We start from the raw sequence: 23932 nt of genomic DNA, 5'->3' as shown, positions 1-23932 counted from the left end.
AGCAATCCCGGAGAACCACTGCCACGCACGCTAAAGGCAGACATCGCACCTTGAACCCCCGTTAACGGAACGTCTGGACACGCCGTTGCCCGAGTCGGCGGGGGCATCGGCCAAGGGGCAGATCCCCACCACTGCTGGCCCCCAAAAGCTCGGTTGACCCGATTTAATGTCGATCTATATTTCAGTCTCTCCATCGTCTCGGGTGGATCCTTCGCCGCAGCCTCTCGTGGCTTGCCGGCTCGGCGCATCGGCGGTTCTACCGCAGCGATGCCCTGTACTCTTGTTTTTTTGATCGCGGATGGTCGACGTTGGGTGCATTTGCAGCACCTTGCTGAATGTCAACCAATCGACCCTTGGCGATCCCTATTTGGATTTGAAATGCTCAATTTCTTTGCTCGCCAATCCAGTTCTATCAAAAACGATGTCCTGTCGGGCGTCACCGTCGCGTTGGCCTTGGTTCCCGAAGCGATTGCGTTTGCATTTGTCGCAGGCGTCTCGCCGCTGATCGGACTCTATTCCGCATTTTTCATCGGTCTGATCACCGCTGCATTTGGCGGCCGTCCGGGGATGATCTCCGGTGCAACCGGTGCGATGGCTGTCGTGGTGGTCGCGTTGGTCGCCCAATATGGCGTCGAATATCTGTTCCCAACCGTGATCCTTTGCGGACTGCTTCAGATCGCGATCGGCATCGGCCGCTTGGGCAAGCTGATTCGGATGGTGCCCCATTCGGTGATGCTCGGTTTTGTGAACGGTCTAGCGATCGTGATCGGCTTGGCTCAACTGGGCAGCTTCAAAACACTCTCTCCCGCGGGCGACTTGGTTTATCTGAACGGGCCACGCTTGGGAGTCATGTTGGCGTTGGTCGCATTGACGATGGGCATCATCTGGTTGTTGCCTCGCTTGACCCGCGCGGTTCCCGCGTCGCTGGTTGCGATCTTGACGGTAACGCTGTTGTCGATCGCGATCAATCGCTCGGCCGACACCGAGGGAAATATGTTGGCAACGGTCGGTGACATGTTGCGAACCAATACACAAGCTGCCGCGATCGCCGAAGCCAAAGCGGACGCGATGGCACTGGATTCGACGATGCCCGTGGTGCACAACGTCCGCTTTGCTGCCGCCGACGAAGCCGTCGCCGCGACCACAGCGGTGTCGATCGACCCAACGGTTGTTGGCGAAGCGGCAACCGAAGAATCGGGGATCAGCGGTGGCCTGCCGCGGCTGTTCTTCATGGAATACGAAATGGTCCCGATGAACTTCGAAACGCTGCGAATCATCCTGCCGTTCGCCGTCGTATTGTGCGGCGTGGGGCTGATCGAATCGCTGATGACGCTGACCTTGATCGACGAGATCACCGAAACACGAGGTCAGGGAAATCGTGAATGCATCGGCCAGGGAGCTGCCAACATGGTCTGTGGCCTGTTCGGCGGAATGGGTGGTTGTGCGATGATCGGCCAATCGTTGATCAACGTTAACTCCGGCGGCCGCGGCCGGCTGTCGGGAATCACCGCGGCGGTCTGCCTGCTGTTGTTCGTCTTGTTCCTGGCTCCGTTGATCGAACAGATCCCGATGGCCGCTCTGGTCGGCGTGATGTTTATGGTCGTGATCGGAACGTTCGAATGGGCGTCGCTGAAGATGGTCCGCCGGATGCCACGAAGCGACGTGTTTGTGATGATCTTGGTCTCGGCTTACACCGTCTTTATGCACGATCTGGCATCGGCGGTAATCCTGGGCGTGATCGTTTCGGCACTGGTCTTCGCCTGGCAACACGCGACTCACCTGGGGGCCGAAGTCAGCCTCAACGAACAGGGTAGCAAGATCTATCAATTGCACGGCCCGCTGTTCTTTGCTTCGGTCTCGTCGTTCAAAGATCTGTTCGACGTCGCCAACGATCCCGAAGATGTCGTGATCGATTTCTACTTCACGCGGGTCTACGATCAATCGGGTCTCGAAGCGATCAACACGCTGGCGGAAAAGTACGAAAGCTGCGGAAAACGCTTGCATCTGACGCACTTGAGCAGCGAATGCCGGACGCTGTTGGACAAGGCGGGGGATCTTGTCGAGATCAACCTGTCGGAAGATCCTCAGTATCACATCGCGACCGATCGCCTGGCGTAGTCCGCCGGCGAGTGGTCCACAACAGGCCCCCGATGCCGACTTCGACCGCCAGGAAAACAAGCCTGGCCAGGATCGCAGCGACCAGGGCGGGGACCAGTCCAAAGCGGGGAGCCAGCAGAGTTGAAAGAACCAGCTCTCGGACTCCCGCTCCACCGGGCAGCAGCGAGATAAATCCGGCGACCATCGCCAGTGCGATCGCTGCAGTGGCAAGCATGTAATCCTGCCAGGTGAAGGCGTCGACCATCGCGCCGGGCGTCGCTTGGATCAGCAGTGCGAAGGACCATCCGATCGCGGTCCACATCAACAGCATCCACCCCCAGCCGCATCCGATCAAACGCCAGTCGATCCCTGCGTCGTCGAGCCCCTTGTCGCTGCCGAATCGCGATTCGGAGATCTTGCGAACGACAAACCGGAACAGCGAAGGCAATGTCGGGACCGCGGCGCACGCCGCCAGACCGATCGCCAACAACGTGATTCCGGTCGGCATCCGCAGACAGACGACAAAGACTCCCGCGACCGTCCCGCCGACAGCCATCATCAACAGCGTCTCGATAAACGCGGCGACCACCGCAACGCCAGCGCGGACGTTAGGCCCCGCGATCGCGCCGGTCCGCAACACGACAACCATCGCTTTGCCCGGAACGTATTTGCCCATGTGGCCGAGGATATGGGCGCGGACGGCATCGCCCAGTCGCGGACGTTGCTTCATATGGCAGAGCACTTGATGAAAGAAGAGTGCTGCGGGAAACAGGCTGGCCAAATAGACAGCCGCAGCGGCGGCGACTCGCCACCAATCGATCGCCGCCAGACGCGGCTGCTGTGATACCCAGCGCTCGCGCCGCGCTTGCAGATCGGCCCGCGCGGCGGGATCGGTCGCGCTTTGCAGTTGCTGGTCAAGATCGGCGATTTCACCGCGAATACGATCTCGATGTTCCGCCAATTCGCCGGCGGCCGATCGAATTGTGTGCGTCAGCCCGACGACAACCGCCAGCGCGATGGCGAACTTTGCGATTCGCAACAGCACCGTTTTTCGAGAGGGACGGGGCCGAGAACCGGCGGCGTTTTTGGATTTCACAAGCGAATCAATCTGTCAGTGCGTTGCATGCGGCGGGTAAAACGGGACAATTCCAGTCTACTCGATTCATCATCTTTAACTGAAGACGACCGAACCATGACCGATTCCGAAAACGCCGACTTGCCGCGATTTGGTATGTATCGATTCATTTCGATTGCGGTCTTGATCGTGGTGATCCTGGTGACAAGCCTGCTGTTCTACCGCGTGATGATCAACTTCTTCATCCCGCTGTTCCTCGCGGCGCTATTGGTCGTACTGTTCCATCCACTGCACGACTGGTACAGCAAACGTTTTCCCGGCCGTGGCCACACCGCTGCCACGCTAACCACTGCCACGGTCCTGTTGATCGTGCTGCTGCCCGGTTGCATTCTGTTGGGAATGGCGAGTGTCCAGGCGACGCGGATCGTTACCGAGATCAATCTGGGGAGCATCGACTTGGCGATCGCTCGCAGCTTGAAAGCCGTGGGGCTTGAGTTGCCCTGCGCGACCGAGCTGGAAGCTGTCGACGATCGTCTGATGCAAGTGAACCAGATGTTCGATCTGCAGCGCGAACATGTTCAAGTAGAGAAACAGTTAGCTCAGTTGAGGAACGAATTTGGCACTCTGGAACAAGCGCTTGTCAATCGCGACGGAGGCATCCACGCGGCGTACTTTGAACAAGTCTCCACCGATATCGACGAACTGAATACGTACCTTGCCGAAGCGGTTGCCAGCCTCGATGCGACAAACGTGGAGCCTACCGTCGAGGTGGGCGAAGCGACCGACGAGACCGATCCGACGGCTGACGAAATGGACGAACTGCTCCCGGCCAATCGCTTCCACATGGCGGTCGCCTCGATCACTCGCGACTATGGCAAGTTCAAGAACACGATCTCCGGCGGCCCGTTCCTGGGGCCAATCCGGCAGGCGGTTAATCCGACGCCGGAAAAACGGGAGACTTGGATTCGCGAGGTGTTCCATTTCATCCAACCTCGCGTCGTTTCGGTGACGCAAGCGACCGCGGTTTTCGCCGCCAAAGCCCTGTTTGGATTGATGATCCTAACGATCTCGATCTACTTCTTCCTGCTCGACGGACCGGGGATGACCAAGACGATCATGGCGCTGTCGCCGCTGGACGATCGGTATGAAAAAGAACTGCTGATCGAATTCGATAAGGTCAGCCGAGCCGTGGTGTTGGCGACCTTCTTAAGCGCTCTGGCCCAAGGCGTGTTGGCGACGATCGGTTATTACTTCGCGGGGATCGAATCGATCGTACTGCTGTTCCTACTGACCTCGTTCATGGCGCTGATCCCGTTCTTAGGAGCGGCTTCAGTTTGGGTGCCATGCTGTCTGTGGTTGGCGTTTGTGCAAGACAACCTGCCCGCGGCGATCGGGCTTGGAATCTACGGGATGGTCGTCGTTTCGATGGTCGACAACATCATCAAACCGCTGGTCCTGAAAGGGCAATCGAACCTGCATCCGCTGTTGGCGCTGTTGAGCGTATTGGGGGGCGTGCAAGTCTTTGGACCGATTGGAATCTTGATGGGCCCGATGATCGTCGTCTTCCTACAAACGCTGTTGGAGATTTTGAATCGCGAACTGCTGCACATCGACCAACAACATCCAGGCGCCGCCGCGTCGCCGGACGCCAACGCAACAGGATAAAGCGCCGTCGCATCGCTGGAATCACACGCCGCCGCGACGGCGATCGTCCACCGAACAAGTCGAAGCCATGCGATTCACACGTTGTCGATTCGCTTAGACTCGCAAGAAGATCCGCTGACGATACAGCCAGTAGGCGATCAGCCAGAAGACGATCATCGCGCTGATGGGAGCGACCAACGCGCCCCACATCTGCTTGTCGAATGCGCCCGGCAGGACACGTTCGATCAGACCGCCGAAGTGGGCTTCGACTCGCCCGGCGGTCCAGCCGCGAATCAACTGGCCCATCATATACATCAGCAGCGAATTGACGCCGATCACAACCAGCGGGAAGGCAAGCTTCCGCAGCGGCAACAGATCGAACAGCAGGTAAAACAGGGCGAGCATCGCGATCACATAGCCGCCGCTGAAGAGCGTCCAGGACGGCGTCCAGATCCGTTTGACGATCGGGCAGATCGTTTCGCCCGTCGCGATCCCCAGCCCATAGGTGACCGCAGCCATCAACAACAACATGCCAAACTTGCGCCACGGCAAGGTTGGCCCGATCAACAGCCGGCCGCACAACACGCCCAACAGCATCGTAGCCATCGATGGGATGAAGTTCAGGGTCACGTAGCCTCCTTGGTTGCGAAGGAACTCTTCGTCGCGGGGCAACGCGTTCAGCAACCGTAGATCGACTTGATGTGCGATGTTGGCATTCTTAGACCACGGCTTCCAGGCTCCTTGAAAGACGGTCTCGGGCGTCGCTGCGACGGCTTTGAAATCGTAGTTCGCCGGAAGGTCGTAGACTTTGAAGAACAGCCCGTAGCCGATCAGGATCAATCCGATCGCAACGACTTGCCAGCCCCATCGTAGCGGCAGCATCAGATAGACAAAGAAGTAGCCCAGGCCGATCTGCGACAGCACGTTGACGAAGGTCCAATTCGTCGCATCGCGGCTGGCTGACTGCAAAAAGACGCCCAACAAGATCAGCACGACCGCGCGGATCAAGGCGTGCATGTGGCGGGAAAAATCGGACTGCCCCGAACTCTCGCGGCGAGCGAAGGAGAAGGGCATCGCGACGCCGACCATAAACATGAAGGCGGGTTGGATCAGATCCCACGGGGAGACACCATACCGATGGAACTGGCTGATCCATTCGGGATGATGAAAGTACCAACCGATGTTGGTCCAGATGCTGCGGTCCAGGACGTTCCAGATCGGTGCCGATTCGGGCAACGATGCCAAACGAGCGATCCCAAAACCGTTGGCGGCCAACAGCAACATGATGAAGCCGCGATAGGCGTCCAGCGAAACGAGGCGTCTGGAAGAGGCGGCAGCCACTGGGGCGGCTGACGTCTTCGGCGGCTGGGAACCCGGCAGGCGACTCATCAAGCTTTCCGACGACGCGTTTTTCACGGTCGATGACATGAGGGGGAACTTTCGTTGCAGTGGGAGGACTGGAACTGGAGGGCGGTGCAGCTTTTTTAGCTTGGCCCATCGCGTTTGTAAAACGGATCGATGGTCGAGGATTCGGATTATGACGATTGCGACACGACACCGCAAAACCGTGCCAACCGATTCGAGCATTCGATGCGGTGAACGAACGCGTAATTCCGATAACGTCAACGATCCCGGAACACCTTGCCCCACGCGGCGCGACATCGCGTCGATTCCCCGTGGACGGTGAGGCGAGAGCCGGCGAACCGCTGCCAGCCGCTTGCTGCAGCACCACTCCATCCCGCGATCCAACCCATGACCGCCCCGACGCAACCCGCCGCCAATCGAGCCCCGTCGACCGGGCGAGCGGTTGGTGCTGCGACGTTGTTGGCGATCGTGGTCGTTTGTTTGATCGCGACGACAGCCAACAACTTCCGCCGCGAAACAGAGCCGCGGAAGAGTGCGTTGGGAGGAGATTTTCTGCAGGAATGGATCGGTGGACGGCTGGTCGCTCGCGGCGATGCCGAACTTCTCTACGATCCGGCAACGACCGATCAAATGCAGCACGACGCCGCGTTGGTGGGATTCGAGTGGCCCGAGTCGGAGTATTATCCGATGGTCTATCCGCCCGCTTGGTACGCGGCGATCAGTCCGTTGTCGCGGATCGAATACCCGAGCGCGTGTTACGTCTGGCTGGCACTGTTGGCAACAAGTTTGCCGGTGCTGGCATGGCTGATGTCGCGAGGTTTGCAACTGCAGGCAGGGCTGGTGGTTGCGATCCTGATCGGTCTTGTCGTCTTTCCACCAGCGATGCAGAGCCTGGTGATGGGGCAGAAGAGTCTGCTGTGGCTGGGCGTTTGGGTCGGAGTGTTCGCATTGTGTCGCAGCGGCCGCGAGGGCTGGGCTGGGACGTTGTTTGGTTTGATGTTGATGAAGCCGATCTTGGTTCCGGTGATGATCGGAATGATGATCGCGCGGCGGCGATGGTCCTTTGTTTTTGCAGCCGCCGGATCGGCTGCAACGATCGCAGCGTCGTCGTTGTTGTTTGTTCCGGTCAGCAGTTGGATCGACTACGTCGGCGTTGTCGCCGGCATGGGAACGTATCATCAAACCGCAGGCTACTCCGCCGATCTGGCTCAGAATTTGGGAGCGTTGTTGTTGACGGCGACCGGTCCCCACCGAGCCGTCTACTGGGGCTTGTTTGCCGCCGGCGCGGCGATCGTGATCGTGCTGATGGGACGCGCCGCGCGAATCGGAGAACCGCAAACCGATTCGCCGCAGAGCGTTCCCGCGGTGGACGATCGGTTCTGGATCGCGACGGTGTTGGGGACGATCCTGTTGAGCCCTCACTACTTTGCCTACGACCTGACATTGCTCGGCTTGCTGCCGATCGCGATCGCATGCCAGGGCCGGTTGGGCGAAGCGATGCCGTGGATCGTCGCCTGTTTTGTCGCGACCGCGGTCAACGATTCGATCGTCCAAACCCTCGGCTTTCCGCCAACGCCCGTCGTCTTGTTGGCGATGCTGGCGTGGTACGGTCGGCCGCCGATGACGCTAGTTGCTGGCTGTCCGGCGGGACGCTAGGCTGACCTTTTGCATTCATTTAACGCCCTTTTATTCCAGGAACTACGCGTGGATCTTTCAGAGCTTCGACAAGAGTATGCCGGGCAACCATTGGATGTCGATTCGGTCGATCCGAATCCCTTCCAACAGTTCACCGCTTGGTTCGACCAGGCGTCGACGGCTGAACTGTTGGAACCCAACGCGATGGTTCTGGCGACAGTCGATGCCGACGGGCGACCGAGCCAACGGACCGTGCTGTTGAAGTACTTCGACGAATCGGGATTCGTCTTCTTCACGAACTACGGCAGCCGCAAGGCGCAACAGATCGCCGCCAATTCACACGTCTCGCTACTGTTCCAATGGCTGCCACTGCACCGGCAGGTCGAGGTAGATGGCGTCGCGACGAAGGTCTCGTCGGCGGAATCATTGAAATATTTTCTGAAGCGGCCACGGGAAAGCCAACTGGGGGCGTGGGTCTCGCGGCAGAGCGAAGTCGTCTCGCATCGGCAGTTGTTAGAGGCGAAGTTGGAGGAAATGAAAACTCGCTTCGGCAAAGGAGAAATACCGTTGCCGAGCTTTTGGGGAGGCTTCCGCATCGCCCCCACGCGACTCGAATTCTGGCAGGGGGGCCCGGGACGATTGCACGATCGGATCGAGTTCCGAAGCGACGGAAGAGGGGGCTGGAATCGGAGCCGACTGTCCCCCTAAGTGAGTGCCCGCTCTCGAGTTGCCGCCAAAATCGGTGTGGTAATTGCTCGACAGAGCGGTGTAAGATGGATCGATTGACTAGGCCCGGACCGCTTCGTTAACCCAAACCCACCATTTCCGCCAATGTATCGAAAAGCATCTATTTCATCTGTACTGGCAGTTGGTTTTCTAGTTCTTTTGTGTGGTCGGGCAAACGCACAACAATCGTGGGCGAAGGGTCTGTTTGCCGAAACTCAACACGACTTTGGAGCGGTTAGTCGGGGATCAAACGCCGAATTCCACTTCGACTTTAAGAACACGCTCGACAAAGACATCCTGATCACCAAACTGCAGACCAGTTGCGGGTGCACTCAGCCGTCTATCGCCAAAGGGCGGATCGCTCCCGGGGAAACGGGGACGGTGGTGGCGAAGTTTAACACAACATCTTTCACCGGACAAAAATCGGCGGTAGTGACGGTCGTCTTCGCCGAACCACAGCATGCCGAAGTCCAGTTGAATGTCTCCGGATTCATCCGCACCGACGTCGTCGTCGAACCCGCCGAAGTCAATTTCGGTTCGTTCCGCGACGGCGATGCCAAGCCGGTGACGCTGAAGATCTCCTACACCGGCAGCTCCGCCTGGCGGATCGAAGATGTCCGCAGCCAGTTCAGCCAGTTGCAAGTGTCGCTAGAACGCCGCGATACCTCGGCGCGTGGGATCTCCTACCTGATGAAGGTCGGTTTGAAGAAGGATTCTCCGGTCGGCGAGTTTCGCGAGCGGATGACATTGATCACCAACGAACAGAAGACACCCACGATCGCGTTGGACGTGATCGGTCGGGTCGAACCCGATTTAATTCTGACCCCGGCGTCGCTGAATCTCGGCTCGGTCCCCAAGGGAGGAATGATCAGCAAGCGGTTGGTGCTTCGCGGTCCCGAGGCGTTTGAAGTCAAAGATATCAAGTGCAAGGATCTGCGATTCCAGTTCACCAAGCCCGAGGGAAAAAAGAAGCTGCATTTCGTCAACGTGCAGTTCGCTTCGGGACAAGCTGCTGGCAAAATCTTCGATTCGATCGAGATTCAAACCGATCTCAATGGCGGCAGCAACGCCACGTGCCCGGTTTCGGGCGAAGTGCTGTAAACGATCCCATCCTTGCCAGCAGAGGCTGAATCCGTGACCGCAGTTAATGTTCTCGTCAATTCGCCCAGTGGCACGATCCAGCTGACGCGGCCCGACCAACGCAACGCCTTGGATCGTTCGGCGGTCGAACAAATCTCCCAAGCTTTCTTCGATCTGCATCAAGAGAAGAAGGTCCGCGGCGTGATCCTGACAGCCAGCGGCACCGACTTTTGCGCCGGTCTCGACCTCAAAGAGATGCATCAGACCGCTAGCGGCGATCCCAATTCAGCGCTTGGTGCATGGCACGACGACTGGACTCAATTGCGCGACTTATTGGAGACGATGTTGCGGTTTCCCAAACCGATCATCGCCGCAATCGACGGCACCGCGTTAGGCGCCGGGCTCGGACTCGCTCTGGCTGCCGATCTGATCGTCGCCGCCCCGTCGGCAACTTTTGGAGTCCCCGCGGTTCGTCGCGGGCTGATCAGCGGCGTCGTCTCACCGCTACTCTGCTTCCGCAGCGGCGGCAAGACTGCAGCTCGCATGATGCTGACCGGGCAATCGATCGACGCCCAAGAAGCGTTGCGTTTGAACTTGATCGATGAGATCGTCGACGCCGACAAAATCTGGGTCCGCGCCAATGAATTGGTTGCCGAATGCGCCGCGGCGCCAGCCGAAGCGATTCAATTGAGCAAGCGGTTGCTGAATGAAACGATCGGCGAAACGCTGCTAACTCAAATGTCGGTCGGTGCGGCGATGGGAGCGACAGCTTGCACGACCGAAGCGGCAGCCGAGGGCTTGGCTGCGTTTAAAGAAAAACGCGAGCCGAATTGGCCGTAGTGCCAGGTTGATCCGAACTTCGCGGTGATTTTCTAGCCGCTGGTCTTGCCTGCGGATCGCCCGGGCGGAGCCGAGCGACCACTGAAAAATAGTGGTTCGCTGCGGTGTTCCATCGGCCTTGGGGAAACATTAACCTATGCGGTTCCGTTTCCCCCAGAGGTGCCGCTAGTGACCGATAAATTGCCTGAGACGCTCGATCCGCCAACCCATCGCCTTGGGATGTTACGGTTTGCCGGGCCTGGGATGATCGTGGCCGGATCGATCGTCGGTTCGGGCGAATTGATCGCGACGACCAAGACGGGAGCCGAAGCGGGCTTCCTGCTGCTGTGGCTGATCCTGCTGGGATGTGTGGTCAAGGTCTTTGCCCAGGTCGAGTTTGGCCGCTACGCGCTCTCCAGTGGCAAGACGACGCTCGATGCCTTGTCGGAAGTCCCCGGTCCGCGGATCGCAGGCCGCGGGAATTGGTTGGTTTGGTTTTGGTTCGCGATGTGGTTCGCATCGATCGGGCAACTGGGCGGGATCGTCGGTGGCGTCGGCCAATCGCTGGCGATCAGCATTCCGCTGACCGCTCAAGGGGCTCTGTACAACGAGGCGGAGGATGCGCGGATCAGCCAGAGATTGATGCGGGTCCGTTCGATCGAAAACGCTCAAGAAGGTGACGAGACCGCGCACGAAGCAGCTCAGGCGGAAGCGCTGAGCGCGGAATACGCTGAACAATATGGTGCCACGCAAACAGCTGATGTAGCGAAGTTGAACCCGCCGCCGGACGCTAAGATCTGGGCGGCGATCGTGGCGGTAATCACTTGCGGTTTGCTGGTGGTCGGCCGCTACCGAATGATCCAGTCGCTGTCGATCACGCTGGTCACCGGATTCACGCTGCTGACGATCTACAATCTGTTCAAGCTGCAAGCGCAGCCCGATTGGAGCGTCAAATCGACCGAATTCTTATCCGGCCTCCGTTTCAGCTTGCCCGAAAAATCGGGGGGCGTTTCACCGCTGGTCACCGCGTTGGCGACGTTTGGGATCATCGGCGTCGGTGCCGCGGAACTGATCGTCTATCCCTACTGGTGTCTAGAAAAGGGTTACGGTCGATTCACCGGTCCACGCGATGAGACGCCGCAATGGCACGCGCGAGCCAAGGGGTGGATGAAGGTGATGCGACTGGATGCCTGGGGTTCGATGATCGTCTACACGTTCTCGACGATGGTTTTTTACCTGCTGGGAGCGGCCACGCTACATCGTGCCGATCTCAACCCCAGCAAGGATCACATGGTCCGCACGCTGGCGACGATGTTCCATCCCGTGTTTGGGAACTGGGCGTCGATGCTGTTTTTGTTTGGCGCATTTGCTGTGCTCTATTCGACCTATTTCGTCGCCAATGCCAGCCACGCGAGGACCTTTTCCGATGCGATCCGTGTGATGGGTTTCATCCGCAGCGACGAAGCGACTCAGCGGCGTTGGGTCCGAATCCTCAGCGGATTGTTTCCGATGCTGTGTCTTGTTTTGTATCTGCTGTATCCGAACCCGGTTCATCTGGTTCTGTTGAGCGGGCTGATGCAAGGCTTGATGCTGCCGATGCTTGGCGGAGCCGCGTTGTACTTCCGCTATCGCCGTAGCATCCCCGGACTCGAACCCGGCCTGCTGTGGGACCATTGCTTGTGGTTGTCGGTCTTTGCGATGTACGTGACCGGAATCTGGACCATCTATTCGAATCTGTTCTAGTAGTCGTGCAAACGCGTTAAGGCTGGCTCAAAACGGCCTTGCCGCTTGGCTTCATGTCGCCGGCTTACGATGTCATCTGCGGCGTGCTTTCATTGGATTGGTAACGTTCCAACAAGCGATAGAGCTTGCGACGGTGAATCCCTAGCTTGCGGGCGGCGCTGGCTTTGTTGCCGTTTTCATTAGCGAGCACCTCCAGGACGTGAGCTTTGGAAATTTCATCCAACGCGATCGTGTCGCGGTCCTGGTCCTGGTCGCAACGGGCAAAGGCCGCTCTGCTGTTTCCGGCATCGACCCGCCGGACTTCGACGCCGCCACGAGCGATCTCTACTGGCAGATCGTCCAGCGTAATCGTGTGGTCGTCGGCCAACACGGTCGCGCGTTGCAAAACGTTGCTCAACTGGCGGACGTTCCCGGGCCAATCGAAACGGTTCAGCGCTTCGCGAGCTGCGGGTTCGACCTGCCAGGGGAGCGTGAGAAAGTGATCGACCAAGCGGTCGATGTCTCCGCTGCGCTCGCACAGAGGAGGCATATGGACCGAGAGCACATTGATTCGGTAGTAGAGATCCTCGCGGAAGTTACCGGCTTGCACCTCCGCCGCCAGATCGCGGTTGGTCGCCACGATGATCCGCACCCTAACGGTTCGTTCGGTGTGTCCACCGATGCGCCGCATCGAACCATCTTCGAGAACTCGCAACAGCTTTGGTTGCAGAGCGAGCGGAAGTTCACCGATTTCGTCGATGAACAACGTGCCGCCGTCAGCGATTTCGAACAGCCCCGGTTTTTCGGTTGTCGCCCCGGTGAAGGAACCTTTTTGGTGACCAAACAATTCGCTCTCGACCAGCAGTTCGGGGAGCGCGGCGCAATTGATCGTAACAAACGGCTGATCGCACAACTTGCTGTGCTGTTGAACGGCGCGGGCGACAACCTCTTTCCCTGTTCCGCTGGCCCCTTGAATCAGGACGGGTTTATCGGTCGGGGCGATCCGGTGGATCAACCGCACGACGTCGCGCATCGCGGGGGATTCACCGATCAACGACAACCGGGCCCGCCGCGACCGCGTCGGTTTCTGATCCGATCGCGCCCGCCGCTGCTTACTTGCTTCGAGACAGCGCTGCTCGAGTTCTCCCATCGCACAGGGCTTGGTCAAATAACCAAACGCGCCCATCTGGATCGCCGAGACCGCCGATTCGATCGTCCCTTCTCCCGTCAGGATGATCACCTCCATCTTGCCGCTCGCCTGCACGCGTTGCAGCAACTCCAAACCCGACATCCCCGGCATGTTCAGATCGAAGACCGCGACATCGAACTCATTTCGATCGGCCTCGGCAAGTGCTTCGCCGCCGCTGGCAACCGCAATCACGCGATGCCCCTTGAACTGCATCCAGCGCACAAATGCATCGCGGAAGGCAGCTTCATCGTCGACGAGCAATATGTTCATAGATGTATCAGACATTTTAAAGCTTCACTGGTTCCGTTTCGACGAATCGGTTCGCCGAAAAGTCATTAGTCGATGTGTCGTGCAACACAATTCGTTTCCGTCTACCTTTGCGCATCCATGCGCTCCGCCGATTTCCCTTTGGGCAATCGCCGGGTCAACCACAGACTCGCTGGAATCCTTGCACCAGCGGGTCCGCCGCGACTGAAATACATAGTCTCTCCATCGGGAAGCAAAAAGAACGAGTGGGTCACAGGGGAGTAGAGGGGGTGAACTTCAAATTCACCTTGGTTGTCGCGGCGTGCAAGGTATTGTCGCATCAAAGGGTATCCCTGCTCGCCGTGGTCATAGCTTCGCACAAACAATAGATTCGGAGCATCATCGAGCAATTGAGGATAGCCCTCGAAGCGGTCCGTATTGATGGTGTTTGGCATGACCTTCGCGGGCGTCCACGGCCCAACCAACGAGTGGCGATGCGCGATCCAAATGTCAGGGGAGCCGGCTTTCCCCGCTGGTCGCGAGGCGCAGAAAGCGACGGTCAGTCCACTGGGAGAAAAGCTCGCATCGATCGCGGTGTAGGGCAACTTCAATACACTCCCCAGTGTCGTCGCCCGCTGCCAGGGCGCATCGCGAGAATCGCGATGCGAGATGAACATTTCCGGATCGATGTCCCGGCAAGAGAAAAGCAAGCTGAGTCCATCGGCACTCAGCCCCGGGGCAAACTGTAATCGCGAATCGTTAAGATCGCTCGAGGGGATTCGAACCGGTGGTCCAAAATCTTGGTCGGTGTTGTCGCGACGACATTCGTAGAGTCCATGCTCACCGTTGCGCTGGGAAAAAAACATCAGGCAACATCCATCTGCCGACAACGTCGGCCGAGAATCCTCCTCGTCGCTGTTGATTTCGGATCCCAGTTTGATCGGTTCACTCCACTCGTAATCGGGCGAAAGCAATCTATCAACAATTTCGTCCACCGGCACAAAACGATCCGACGTGGGATGGGATTGCGTTTCCGCTGAGGGCGACGCCATGGGATGCGATTGCCTGGCGTGCGGTTCAATTCCAACCCTCAACACCGACCGACCGTTGCGTTCGATCGAGACCAGCTCTAGCTTCGCAGGCGCTCCATCTTTCATGACCGTGACTCGATGCATGCCTGCACGCAGAGTGATTTCTTTGATACCTGCACCGCGGATAACGACGTCTTCGCCATTGACCATGACTTGTGTTCCGGGATCGTCGGTTTCGATCACCAACGTCCCCTCGCCAGTGGCCAACCGGATCACTGCCGAGAACAATTGGGTGACACCCGTCGCATCGGAAATACCAACGCCGATGACTAGCGTCAGCAGCAGCACTGCCATCGCGGCGACGAATGGGTTGCCAATGCCCGATTGCAGGCGAGTGAGTGCCGAAAATCCAAGCGTGACGCGCCGAGACCGATCGGGCAGACTGGGAACGGATCCCTGTCGCAGATCGACCAGGCAATTGCCTAAAAGATCGCTAACCTCCTTGGCCGATCCGTAACGATCGTCCGGATCTTTCTCGTGCAGCTTGGATACGATCGCGATCATCCATGTCGGAATCTCGGGGATGATATCGTCCAACGCCCGCGGCGTATCTTCAGCCACGCGTTTCATCACGGCGTGCATCGTCGGAGCGCGAAACGGCGGCCTGCCAGACAACATCTCGTACAAGACGCTGCCGAGACTGAATAGATCGGTACGATTGTCGAAGCGATCCCCCAGCACCTGTTCGGGCGCCATGTAGAGCGGTGTCCCCGCGATCAATCCGCTGTGAGTGATGCTCGCGTCATCGCTGCTTCGGGCGAGCCCAAAATCGGTAAGTTTGGCTCGCCCATCGACATCGCATTCCAGCAAGATGTTGCTTGGTTTGACATCGCGATGAATCAATTGCTGGGCGTGAGCGGCGGCCAATCCATCGGCGACCTGTTTGCCCAATCGCAGCACATCGGGCAGTTCCAAGGGGCCTGTTCGCAACAGCCGTTGCTGCAGGGTCGGGCCCGAGACGTGCTCCATCACAATGTAGGGAAGCGGGGATTCTTCGACAGCATAGATCGCGACGACGTTCTCATGGCGAATCGCCGCCGCAGTCCGCGCCTCTCGGAGGAAGCGTTTTCGAGCTGGTGAAGTCGCTGCGAAATCGATCGTCAGCATCTTGATCGCAACCATCCGCTGCAACTTTTCATCGAACGCACTGAAGACAGTTCCGAAGGCACCTCGCCCGACGATCTCCAACAGTTCGTAGTGCGCCAAACGGCCCAGCGAATCGGAGCGCGTCGCAGGCTTCAAATACTTCAACAGCCAATCGTCACACGGCGAGATCACGTCGCAAAGGCTCTCCTCTGCGTCGGGCGAGTTCTCCATCCGCGTGTCGCCGATGTCGCCCAGAACCGCTCGCTCGGTCGACCCGCTAGCAAGCGCATCGATCTGCGCGATCGCTGGCATTTGCAAGAATTCACTCTCCTGCTCATGTGCTTTCAACAGCGTTTCGACACGTTCGCGAAGCTGGTGATTCGCAGGACACAATCGTGACAGCAAAGCCCGACGCGCAGCCGGGGCATCGACATCGAGTGCTGCTATAAAGAGTTCGCGTTCGGAAATACTCATAGAATCGACCAGAAGGTAAAGACGAATCGCTCCATCGACATCCAATGCGAGATTCGACGCCAGCTTGCGTCACAAAACGGAAACTTTTTTCCCTTAGCCCTAAGAAACCGCGCGCCCGGCGCGTGCAAAAGCCAGACGCCCGGGGGAATCGGGGGAATCGGGGGAATCGGGGGAATCGGGGGAATCGGGGGAATCGGGGGAATCGGGGGAATCGAAGGCTGCAGATAATTCAACACAGCTGATCTTCCTCCGGTGCGCAAGCGTCATCGTCTACGTCAGCCAAGTCCTCATCCAGCGTCTACCCCATCGCATTGCCGAGCCGCCTGTTCGGTTGATCTGCTAGTGAATGGATTAATCTGCTCGCTCACCGGCGAGCAGAAAATCGAGCTAAATCGATCGGGCCAGCTTAAGCATTCGATCCGCCAAGCGCTTGAAACAGCCAAGCTCGGGCGAAGGCCCAGATTCGATCAGCGGTCCGCGGAGAGATATCCATCATGCTGGCAGCTTGAGCGTTGGAGAACCCTCCGAAATAACGCAAGTTGACCAATTTCGCCGCCTCGGCATCGACCGCAGCCAGCCGCTGCAGCGCCTCATCCAATGCCAACAGATCCTCTTTGACTTCTTTCGCCACCAGCGGAACCTGATCGACATCCAAACGCTGCATTCCCCCCCCGCGTTTGATGCACTGTTTGCTGCGTGCGTTTTCGACAAGAATCCGCCGCATCGCTTCCGCGGCGGCCGCGAAAAAATGGCCGCGACCATCCCAATCTTGCGAATGATCGACATCGACAAGACGCACATACGCCTCGTGCACCAGCGCCGTCGCTTGCAACGTCTGCCCCGGCTTCTCCTGCGCAAGCCGCTGATCGGCAAGCTTCCTCAATTCCGCATAGACCAACGGCAGCAACTCATCCGCTGCCGAAGCATCGCCCGCCTCTAATTGATGCAGGATACGAGTAACATCTGGCATTCGCGTCCCCCTCCCTGCATTCGATTAAGTCCAGCGTTATTTTGAACCAGAGCATAACACCGCACTCGCACTGCCAGCGAATCCAGCCTGCCTGCCACTAACATTCGCCCGCCCAAACGGTGTAATCCAGAACTCTGCGGAGCGCCCCCTCGCCCCCCACAGCGCGCCCAATCCCCTCGGCAGCAGCTGCAGGTCTTTTGTAAAAAGCACTCCCCTAAGTTAGATATTATGCACGCGCCAGCCCATGGAATACACCCCCCCATAATACGGGAGACCCAAACGGATTCTGCGTGGATTTCCACAGCCACAGCGTGTGCTTCTGCAGCAAGAATGTGGGCTTGTGCACCGATGGCGTCATCTGGTGCAGCGATAAAGAGGGGGGGGGAAGCTGGGGCGATAGCGCGGAGATCTGCGGCGGGCGTTCGCCACATCCAAGGCGACGCAGGACGCGCCGCCTCCCCACCAAGGCTCGCCCTCGATGGCGAGCCCTCTAGCCGAACCGATGGCCTGAATTAGACGAGCGGCAACGGAACGCTCTGCTTCGTCTTGGCGGCTTTGTAGATCGCCAAAATGATCTCGACCGATCGTCGTCCCTCGCGGCCGTCGACGAGCGGAGTTTCGCCCGATTGGATCGCTCGAGCCACGTCGGTGAAGACGGCGGTATGCCCGTGATGGCCGATCGCCGCGGGGTCGGCAGCACCGCCGCCGGTCTTGTTTTTACCGATCATCTCTTCCTGCACCCGGCGGTCTTCATCGGTCATCTCGGCGAATTCCCAGGTCTTGATATCCTCTTCTTCCAGGACCGCGGTGCCGAGCGTGCCGGAGATTTCGATCCGCTTCAGGCTGCCAGGAAACGCAGCGGTCGAAGCCTCGATCACTCCCAACGCGCCGCTTTCGAAGCGAACCGTCGCGACGGCAACGTCTTCGACTTCGATCCGCTCGTGCGCCAGAGTCCCGGTGCAAGCGGTAACTTCGGTGACAGGTCCCATCATCCAAGTCAGCAGATCGACGGTGTGAATCGCTTGATTCATCAACGCCCCACCGCCATCCAATTCCCAGGTGCCGCGCCACGCGCCGCTGTCGTAATACTCTTGCGTACGGAACCATTTCACGTACGCGTCGCCCATCGTGACCGTGCCGAAGCGATCGCCTTCGACCGCTCCCTTGATCAACTGCGAACTCTTGTGGAACCGGCTCTGCAGCGTCACGCCCAACTTGACTCCCGCCTTGTCGCAGGCATCGATGATCTTGTCGCATCGTTCCAGCGTGACTTCCAATGGCTTTTCGACGACAACGTGCTTGCCCGCTTCGGCAGCCAACAGCGCCGGTTCCATGTGCGCTCCGCTAGGCGTCGCGATACTCACGGCAGCGACCTTGGGATCGGCCAACATCTCTTCGACCGATCCGTAACAAGCGATCCCCAGAGGCTCGCCGAAGGCTTTGGCTTTTTCCAAATCGCGAGCACAACAGGCGACCAATTCCACACCCGGCGCATCGGCCAATGCCTTGGCATGAAAGTTCGCGATCATTCCACAGCCAATGATTCCAAATCCGATCGACATTTAAGATCTATCTTTCAACGTAAGAGGGTTCAGCGGGAGAGAGGAGGGAGTCTTTGACGGGGCCCAGCAAGCAACGCTGTCAGCCGCCGATCGCCGAGCATTATAAGTAAATCACGGCGGATCGTAACCGCCGGGATTCCAGGGATGGCAGCGAGCGATTCGCCAGACGCCTTTGCAGATTCCACGCAGCACGCCGTACTTGCCGATCGCTTCGATCGTGTACTGGCTGCACGTCGGACTGAATCGGCAATTGGGCCCCAACATCGGACTGATCCAACGCTGGTAGAAGCGGATCGGGAGGATAAACAGCCAACGCATCGCTTTTGGTTCGCCCCCGGTTAAGGCTTCGGATCGGGTTTTCGTTTCGCATCGTCACCACGCCGCTGCCCGGTCGCCCGCCAAGCGACAGAGACCAACGACTTGCGAATCGCTGCGTGATCGGCGACCGCCCCGCGGCGCGGCCGGACGACAAAATCAAAGCCCTGCGGCAGTTGATCCTTCTGAGTCCGAAAGGCCTCGCGAATCAAACGCTTCCAGCGATTGCGGACGACTGCGTTGCCTGTCTTTTTGGGGATCGTGATTCCAATCCGGCTGAAGTCCATGCCGTTGCTCATCGCGTTGAGGACCAGCGTCCGGTCGGTTGCCACGCGGCCCTTGCGAATGATCCTGCCAAACTGCTCGGGAGTTTTCAGCCGCAGCGTTTTCGGGAATCGTTGATCTATCACCAAATCAACGACCGACGCGGTTGCAACGGATTACGCTCTTCGAACTTGCGAATCAGCTCTTCGCTCTGCTCATCGATTTCGGTCGGCAACTGCAGACGCACCTCGACATACAGATCGCCAGCGTCACCCTTGGGATCGCGGACGCCTTGCCCTTTGATCCGCAACCGCTTGCCGTCGCTGCTGCCCGGGGGAATCGTCAGCGAGATCGTCCCGCCCGGTGTCGGTACATCCACTTTCGCACCCAACACAGCTTCGCCGATCGATAGCGGAAGTTTCAAATCGAGATGCTTGCCGCGGCGTTGAAAGTAGGGATGCGGCGTAACGTTCAACTGCAGGATCAGATCGCCCGTCGGGCCGCCGTTGGGCGACGCTTGCCCTTGGCCTCGCAAGCGAATCTTCGATCCCGTTTCGACCCCCGCGGGGATCGTCACCGAAACGCTTTCGGCTCCCGTCGGCTTGCTGATCCGGATCTCCGTCTTCCCGCCCAAAACCGCAGTGTTAAACGGAATCGGGACCTCTTGGCGAACGTCGGATCCGCGGGTCTGACGCGGTTGCCGCGGGGCAGATCGCCCGCCACCGGGATGCCCGCCAAAGACCTGTTCGAAGAAATCGCCAAAGCCGCCTTGGAAACCTCCGCCGCCGCCACCGCCGCCGCGTCCTCCAAAGATCTGCTCGACGTCGACGCCTTCAAAACCGCCGCCGTCCCAAGCGCCTCCGCCGGCGCGGACTCGTTCAAAGTCGCTGCCGTAACGATCGTAGGCGCCCCGCTTCTCGGTATCGCTCAATACGTCGTACGCTTCCTGAATCCGCTTAAACTTTTCCTGAGCGGATTTGTCATCGGGGTTCAGATCGGGATGATACTTGCGCGCAAGCTTGCGATAGGCTTTCTGGATTTCGTCCTTTTCAGCCGTCTTGTTGACACCCAATACTTGATAGAGATCTTCAGCCATGCCTTGCCGTCTGTCTTCCTGAAATTGTTCCAACGTACGACGCCACGAGCAATCGCATCGTAATCTTATAAGAAAGGCCCTCATCAACGAAAGCCGCCGTCGCCGATTCGCACCTCACACTTCAACCATAAATCGTTGCTGACAATGAATTTATCAACCTTGGCAGGAGGATTGTCTGTCGCCGTGCTCCTGCTGTGCAGCGGCATGCCAGCTCGGCACACCCACGCCGCTGGAGTCCTGAAACTGCAAATCATGGACCGTCAGACCAACGAACCGGTAGCAGCCCGCGTGGTCATGATCGGCCCCCGCGGTCGCGAGGTTCCCGTCCGACGAGCCACCGCGGCGGGAGTCGGTTGGGCGATCGACAGCCAGATCGATCTAGAGGTCCCCTCGGGAGATTTTCAGTTCCACCTGACGCGCGGCCCCGAATATCGGATCATGACAGGGAACTTCCAGATCGACCGGACCGCCGAAGATACCCACACGATCACGCTGGAACGTTTTGTCGATACGCAAGCCGAAGGCTGGTTGTGCGGCGATCTGTTTGTCGATCTCAAACTCCGCGACCTGCCGCTGCTGATGCGAGCCGAGGATCTCGACATCATCGCCCTGGCAACCCGCAGCAGCGATGGTAAAGCGACAGCTGCCGAACCGCCGACCGATCCGATCGATTGCGGCAGCGACACGATGCAGATCGCAACCGATAACGTGATCGATCGACGCGAGGGGAGTGGTCTTTTAATTGTCGGAGGCAACCCGGAGATCGATTCAGTCGACGCCGATGGCCCCAGCAGCCTGCTGTTTCGCGCGGCGATGGACGACCCCGACGCGCGGTTTGTCGTCGAGAATCCATTTGCTTGGGACCTGCCGATTTGGCTGGCCAGCGGCCGCGTCGCGGGCTTTGCGGTGATGGGAAACTTCCTGCAACTCGACCGCTCGGTCTCGCGAGTCACCAACGGTCGCCCGGCGACAGAACCCGAATACGACAACCCGTTGGGCCTCGGCTTCTGGGCCGACGACATCTACCGGCATCTGCTGGATGCTGGGTTTCGGATCCCGCCAGTTGCCGGCAGTGGCAGCGGAAACCGCGCGGTCAAAAACCCGCTCGGCTACAACCGGGTCTACGTCCACGCTGGCGACCAACCGACGCCGACCGCGTTTTGGGAAGGCTTGTGGCAGGGGAAATCAGTTGTGACCAACGGCCCGCTGCTGCGACCGCGATTGGCGCTGCAATATCCCGGGCACGTCTTCGCGAGCTACGGCGATGAACCGCAGGTACTGCAGATGGATCTGCAACTGGGAACCCGCGACCCGGTCGAGTACCTCGAGGTGATCTACAACGGTTCGGTGATCTATTCGGCGCGGCTGGAAGAATTCAAAGACGACAAGGGAATCATCCCGCCATTCACCTTCGACCGCAGCGGTTGGGTCGTGGCTCGCGTCGTCACCGGCTACGAAAAACATTACCGCGCGGCGGTCTCTGCCCCGTGGTATATCGAGATTCCTGGCAAGCCGAGGATCAGCCGGGCGTCGGTCGAATTTTTTATCGACTGGCTGCAGCAACGCGAGCAGATGTTGCGAAAGAAGTCGCCCGAACACATTCGCAGCGTGTCGCCGTTTGTTCGCGCCGCGCGTCAGTTCTGGGAAGAACGACTGGCCCAAGCGACTGTCGATTAGCGGCGTCTGCCGGCGACCAACCGATCGGTCGATCGCGACAGCTGATAAAAAAAAAGAAACCTAGCTAGGCATCCAGGCCACGCTAGGCAATCAGAGCACTCAATCGCTTCGCCAACAAGAAACGGCAAGCGATCGGGGTTTCATGTTTTCAAGGTCGGGTTGCGATTAGTAGCGATCGTCGCGACGTCCGCCACGTCCACCGCCGCCGCCACCACCGTAGCCGCCGCCGCCACCGCTGCGACCACCGCCGCCGCCGTAACCGCCGCCGCCACCGCTGCGACCACCGCCGCCACCGCCACGGTATCCACCGCCGCCGCCACCGCCACGATCTTCACGTGGTCGTGCTTCATTAACGGTCAACGAGCGACCGTCGTGTTCTTGTTCATTGAGGCCCGTAATAGCCGCTTGCGCTTCCGCGTCGCTTCCCATTTCAACGAAACCGAAGCCTTTGCTTCGACCAGTGTCGCGATCAGTGATGACCTGAGCACTTTCGACCGTACCGAACTGAGCGAACAATTGTTCCAAATCGGAGCTTGAGACACCAAAGCTCAAGTTTCCACAATACAGTTTCCTTCCCAACACAAAACTCCCATGCATGGATGGACAACCAGCCGTCTAACTTTCTGGGCTGTAATAGAATCAGATCTCTCGGGAGATCCATCGAGTGGTACGAACGATACTTGCGGGGCCAGGTGATCCGGCTACGTTTCCACGAACGTCCAATCTCGTATTGTATACTCGACCCAGGAACACCCGCATACCCCCTGAATCCTAGTAAATCTAGCATTTTCTCGGAACTTGACGGCCCCATCGGAGCGGTCTAAGCCTCCCCCGACGGCAAAAATGCCCGCCACCGCACACTCCCGAGGTGACCAAAGACAAAAAACCAGAATGGTGGCTACGCCTGAGCGGCCAACATATTCCTCATGCTTTCGGTCACAAGCGTCTCCACCCCGGGGGCGTAGTCGAAGACTTCGACCGAGACCCAACCCTGGTAATCGACAGCGCCCAACGCTTCAAAAATGGGGGCGAAGTCGACGTCGCCCATCCCCGGTCCCTGGCGATTGGGATCGTTGGCGTGGAAGTGAAGCATCAGATCGGCGTTCTCGCGAATCAGTCCCGCGATGTCTTCGGTCTCGTCGCTCATCGCTTTGACATCCAGATGCAGCCCGACGTGTTCCGAACCGATCATCTCGCGCAACTGCCGCCCCTGGGCTTGGGTGTTCATGAAGTTCCCCTCTTCGTGCCCCAGCGGTTCCAACGCGATCCGCACGCCGTTCTCTTCCAGCGCCGGCACGACGCCGCGCAACACCTCGGCAGCAAATTCGTAAGCCTGCTCCATCGATGCTCCCTCGGGAACGTTCCGCTGCTGCGGCGAACCGAGGACCATCACCTTGCCTCCCAAATCCTTGCACAACCGCGCCAGTTCGCAGAAGTATTCGGTCGTCGCCTTCCGCACCTCGGCGTTGTCGGTCGTCAAATAAAACCCTTCGGTCTTCGCCAACAACCAGTGCAATCCGATGACTTCAAATCCGGCCGCTTCCACTTGGCTTCGGTAATCGGATCGTTGTTGCGGAGTGATCGATCGGGCGTCGTCGGCCAACATAAACGGGGCCACCTCCCAACCGGTATAACCGACACGCTTGGCTAGCTCCAACGCCTTGTCCAGCGGCCAGTCTTGAAACGTCTCGTTGCAGATGCCATATCGAAATGAAGCCATGTTGTTTTCCTCTGAGCCCGGGCTCGTCGATTGATTAAAAAAATGAAATACAGCCCTCGGCGCTCCCGCCCCAGCAAGA

The 23932-nt window shown here is 58.8% G+C and carries 19 protein-coding genes and 1 pseudogene; 8 read left to right on the top strand and 12 right to left on the bottom strand.

All coding sequences use genetic code 11. The features are described from left to right. Positions 1 to 378 precede the first annotated feature (378 nt). On the top strand, positions 379 to 2118 hold the full coding sequence (locus CA51_RS06190; protein ID WP_145118786.1) for a SulP family inorganic anion transporter: 1740 nt from the start codon (positions 379 to 381) through the stop codon (positions 2116 to 2118). Here the strand turns inward: CA51_RS06190 and CA51_RS06185 are convergent. Next, positions 2066 to 3142, bottom strand: a complete 1077-nt coding sequence (locus CA51_RS06185) for a lysylphosphatidylglycerol synthase domain-containing protein (RefSeq protein WP_197451631.1) — start codon at positions 3140 to 3142, stop codon at positions 2066 to 2068. The genes CA51_RS06190 and CA51_RS06185 overlap by 53 nt on opposite strands. 147 nt (positions 3143 to 3289) lie before the next feature. Here CA51_RS06185 and CA51_RS06180 point away from each other — a divergent pair, with 147 nt between their 5' ends. Beyond that, the gene (locus CA51_RS06180) at positions 3290 to 4837 is read left to right on the top strand and encodes an AI-2E family transporter (RefSeq protein WP_197451630.1); all 1548 of its coding nucleotides are present in this window, start codon (positions 3290 to 3292) and stop codon (positions 4835 to 4837) included. A gap of 93 nt (positions 4838 to 4930) precedes the next feature. Here CA51_RS06180 and CA51_RS06175 read toward each other — a convergent pair whose 3' ends face one another. Beyond that, positions 4931 to 6244, bottom strand: coding sequence for an acyltransferase family protein (locus tag CA51_RS06175; RefSeq protein WP_145118780.1), 1314 nt, complete (start codon positions 6242 to 6244; stop codon positions 4931 to 4933). 324 nt (positions 6245 to 6568) lie between these two features. Here CA51_RS06175 and CA51_RS06170 point away from each other — a divergent pair, with 324 nt between their 5' ends. The 5 genes from CA51_RS06170 to CA51_RS06150 all read left to right on the top strand — a co-directional run bounded on the left by CA51_RS06170 (position 6569) and on the right by CA51_RS06150 (position 12184). Continuing rightward, positions 6569 to 7837 carry a glycosyltransferase family 87 protein gene (locus CA51_RS06170; protein WP_145118778.1) on the top strand — a complete coding sequence of 423 codons (1269 nt, stop codon included), beginning with the start codon at positions 6569 to 6571 and terminating at the stop codon, positions 7835 to 7837. Between the two features lie 48 nt (positions 7838 to 7885). Next, positions 7886 to 8524 carry a pyridoxamine 5'-phosphate oxidase gene (gene pdxH, locus CA51_RS06165; RefSeq protein ID WP_145118777.1) on the top strand — a complete coding sequence of 213 codons (639 nt, stop codon included), beginning with the start codon at positions 7886 to 7888 and terminating at the stop codon, positions 8522 to 8524. A 177-nt stretch (positions 8525 to 8701) separates the two neighbouring features. Further along, a complete protein-coding gene (locus CA51_RS06160) occupies positions 8702 to 9643 on the top strand; it encodes a DUF1573 domain-containing protein (RefSeq protein WP_197451629.1) in 942 nt (313 codons plus the stop codon). Between the two features lie 33 nt (positions 9644 to 9676). Beyond that, on the top strand, positions 9677 to 10462 hold the full coding sequence (locus CA51_RS06155) for an enoyl-CoA hydratase/isomerase family protein (protein ID WP_145118773.1): 786 nt from the start codon (positions 9677 to 9679) through the stop codon (positions 10460 to 10462). A gap of 168 nt (positions 10463 to 10630) precedes the next feature. Further along, the gene (locus CA51_RS06150) at positions 10631 to 12184 is read left to right on the top strand and encodes an Nramp family divalent metal transporter (RefSeq protein WP_231746031.1); all 1554 of its coding nucleotides are present in this window, start codon (positions 10631 to 10633) and stop codon (positions 12182 to 12184) included. 64 nt (positions 12185 to 12248) lie between these two features. Here CA51_RS06150 and CA51_RS06145 read toward each other — a convergent pair whose 3' ends face one another. From CA51_RS06145 to CA51_RS06115, 7 genes are all read right to left on the bottom strand, one after another. Further along, a complete protein-coding gene (locus CA51_RS06145; protein WP_145118771.1) occupies positions 12249 to 13637 on the bottom strand; it encodes a sigma-54-dependent transcriptional regulator in 1389 nt (462 codons plus the stop codon). Positions 13638 to 13723: 86 nt separating this feature from the next. Continuing rightward, complete coding sequence (locus CA51_RS06140; RefSeq protein WP_145118769.1) at positions 13724 to 16249, bottom strand: serine/threonine-protein kinase; 2526 nt, start codon at positions 16247 to 16249, stop codon at positions 13724 to 13726. A gap of 406 nt (positions 16250 to 16655) precedes the next feature. Then, complete coding sequence (locus CA51_RS06135) at positions 16656 to 17219, bottom strand: ECF-type sigma factor (protein WP_145118767.1); 564 nt, start codon at positions 17217 to 17219, stop codon at positions 16656 to 16658. Positions 17220 to 17731: 512 nt separating this feature from the next. After that, entirely contained in the window at positions 17732 to 18781 is a 1050-nt protein-coding gene (locus CA51_RS06130; protein ID WP_145118765.1) for a Gfo/Idh/MocA family protein, read from the bottom strand. Between the two features lie 111 nt (positions 18782 to 18892). After that, on the bottom strand, positions 18893 to 19099 hold the full coding sequence (gene yidD, locus CA51_RS06125; RefSeq protein WP_145091875.1) for a membrane protein insertion efficiency factor YidD: 207 nt from the start codon (positions 19097 to 19099) through the stop codon (positions 18893 to 18895). Between the two features lie 20 nt (positions 19100 to 19119). Next, on the bottom strand, positions 19120 to 19506 hold the full coding sequence (gene rnpA / locus CA51_RS06120; RefSeq protein ID WP_231746030.1) for a ribonuclease P protein component: 387 nt from the start codon (positions 19504 to 19506) through the stop codon (positions 19120 to 19122). Then, the gene (locus CA51_RS06115) at positions 19503 to 20456 is read right to left on the bottom strand and encodes a DnaJ C-terminal domain-containing protein (protein ID WP_145118763.1); all 954 of its coding nucleotides are present in this window, start codon (positions 20454 to 20456) and stop codon (positions 19503 to 19505) included. The genes rnpA and CA51_RS06115 overlap by 4 nt, the downstream gene beginning before the upstream one ends. A gap of 144 nt (positions 20457 to 20600) precedes the next feature. On the opposite strand from CA51_RS06115, the gene CA51_RS06110 reads away from it, so the two are divergent. Continuing rightward, positions 20601 to 22133, top strand: a complete 1533-nt coding sequence (locus CA51_RS06110) for a CehA/McbA family metallohydrolase domain-containing protein (protein ID WP_145118761.1) — start codon at positions 20601 to 20603, stop codon at positions 22131 to 22133. Between the two features lie 165 nt (positions 22134 to 22298). Here CA51_RS06110 and CA51_RS26090 read toward each other — a convergent pair whose 3' ends face one another. From CA51_RS26090 to CA51_RS06100, 3 genes and pseudogenes are all read right to left on the bottom strand, one after another. Next, the gene (locus CA51_RS26090; protein WP_231746244.1) at positions 22299 to 22493 is read right to left on the bottom strand and encodes a hypothetical protein; all 195 of its coding nucleotides are present in this window, start codon (positions 22491 to 22493) and stop codon (positions 22299 to 22301) included. A gap of 57 nt (positions 22494 to 22550) precedes the next feature. Further along, positions 22551 to 22730, bottom strand: a pseudogene (locus CA51_RS26085) (RNA recognition motif domain-containing protein); the annotation flags it as partial. 301 nt (positions 22731 to 23031) lie between these two features. Continuing rightward, positions 23032 to 23853 carry a sugar phosphate isomerase/epimerase family protein gene (locus CA51_RS06100; RefSeq protein ID WP_145118757.1) on the bottom strand — a complete coding sequence of 274 codons (822 nt, stop codon included), beginning with the start codon at positions 23851 to 23853 and terminating at the stop codon, positions 23032 to 23034. Positions 23854 to 23932 lie beyond the last annotated feature (79 nt).

Source organism: Rosistilla oblonga (genome assembly GCF_007751715.1).
Lineage (GTDB): Bacteria > Planctomycetota > Planctomycetia > Pirellulales > Pirellulaceae > Rosistilla > Rosistilla oblonga.
Note: the sequence above shows the minus strand (reverse complement) of the source record. Positions and strands in the feature narration are given on the sequence as shown.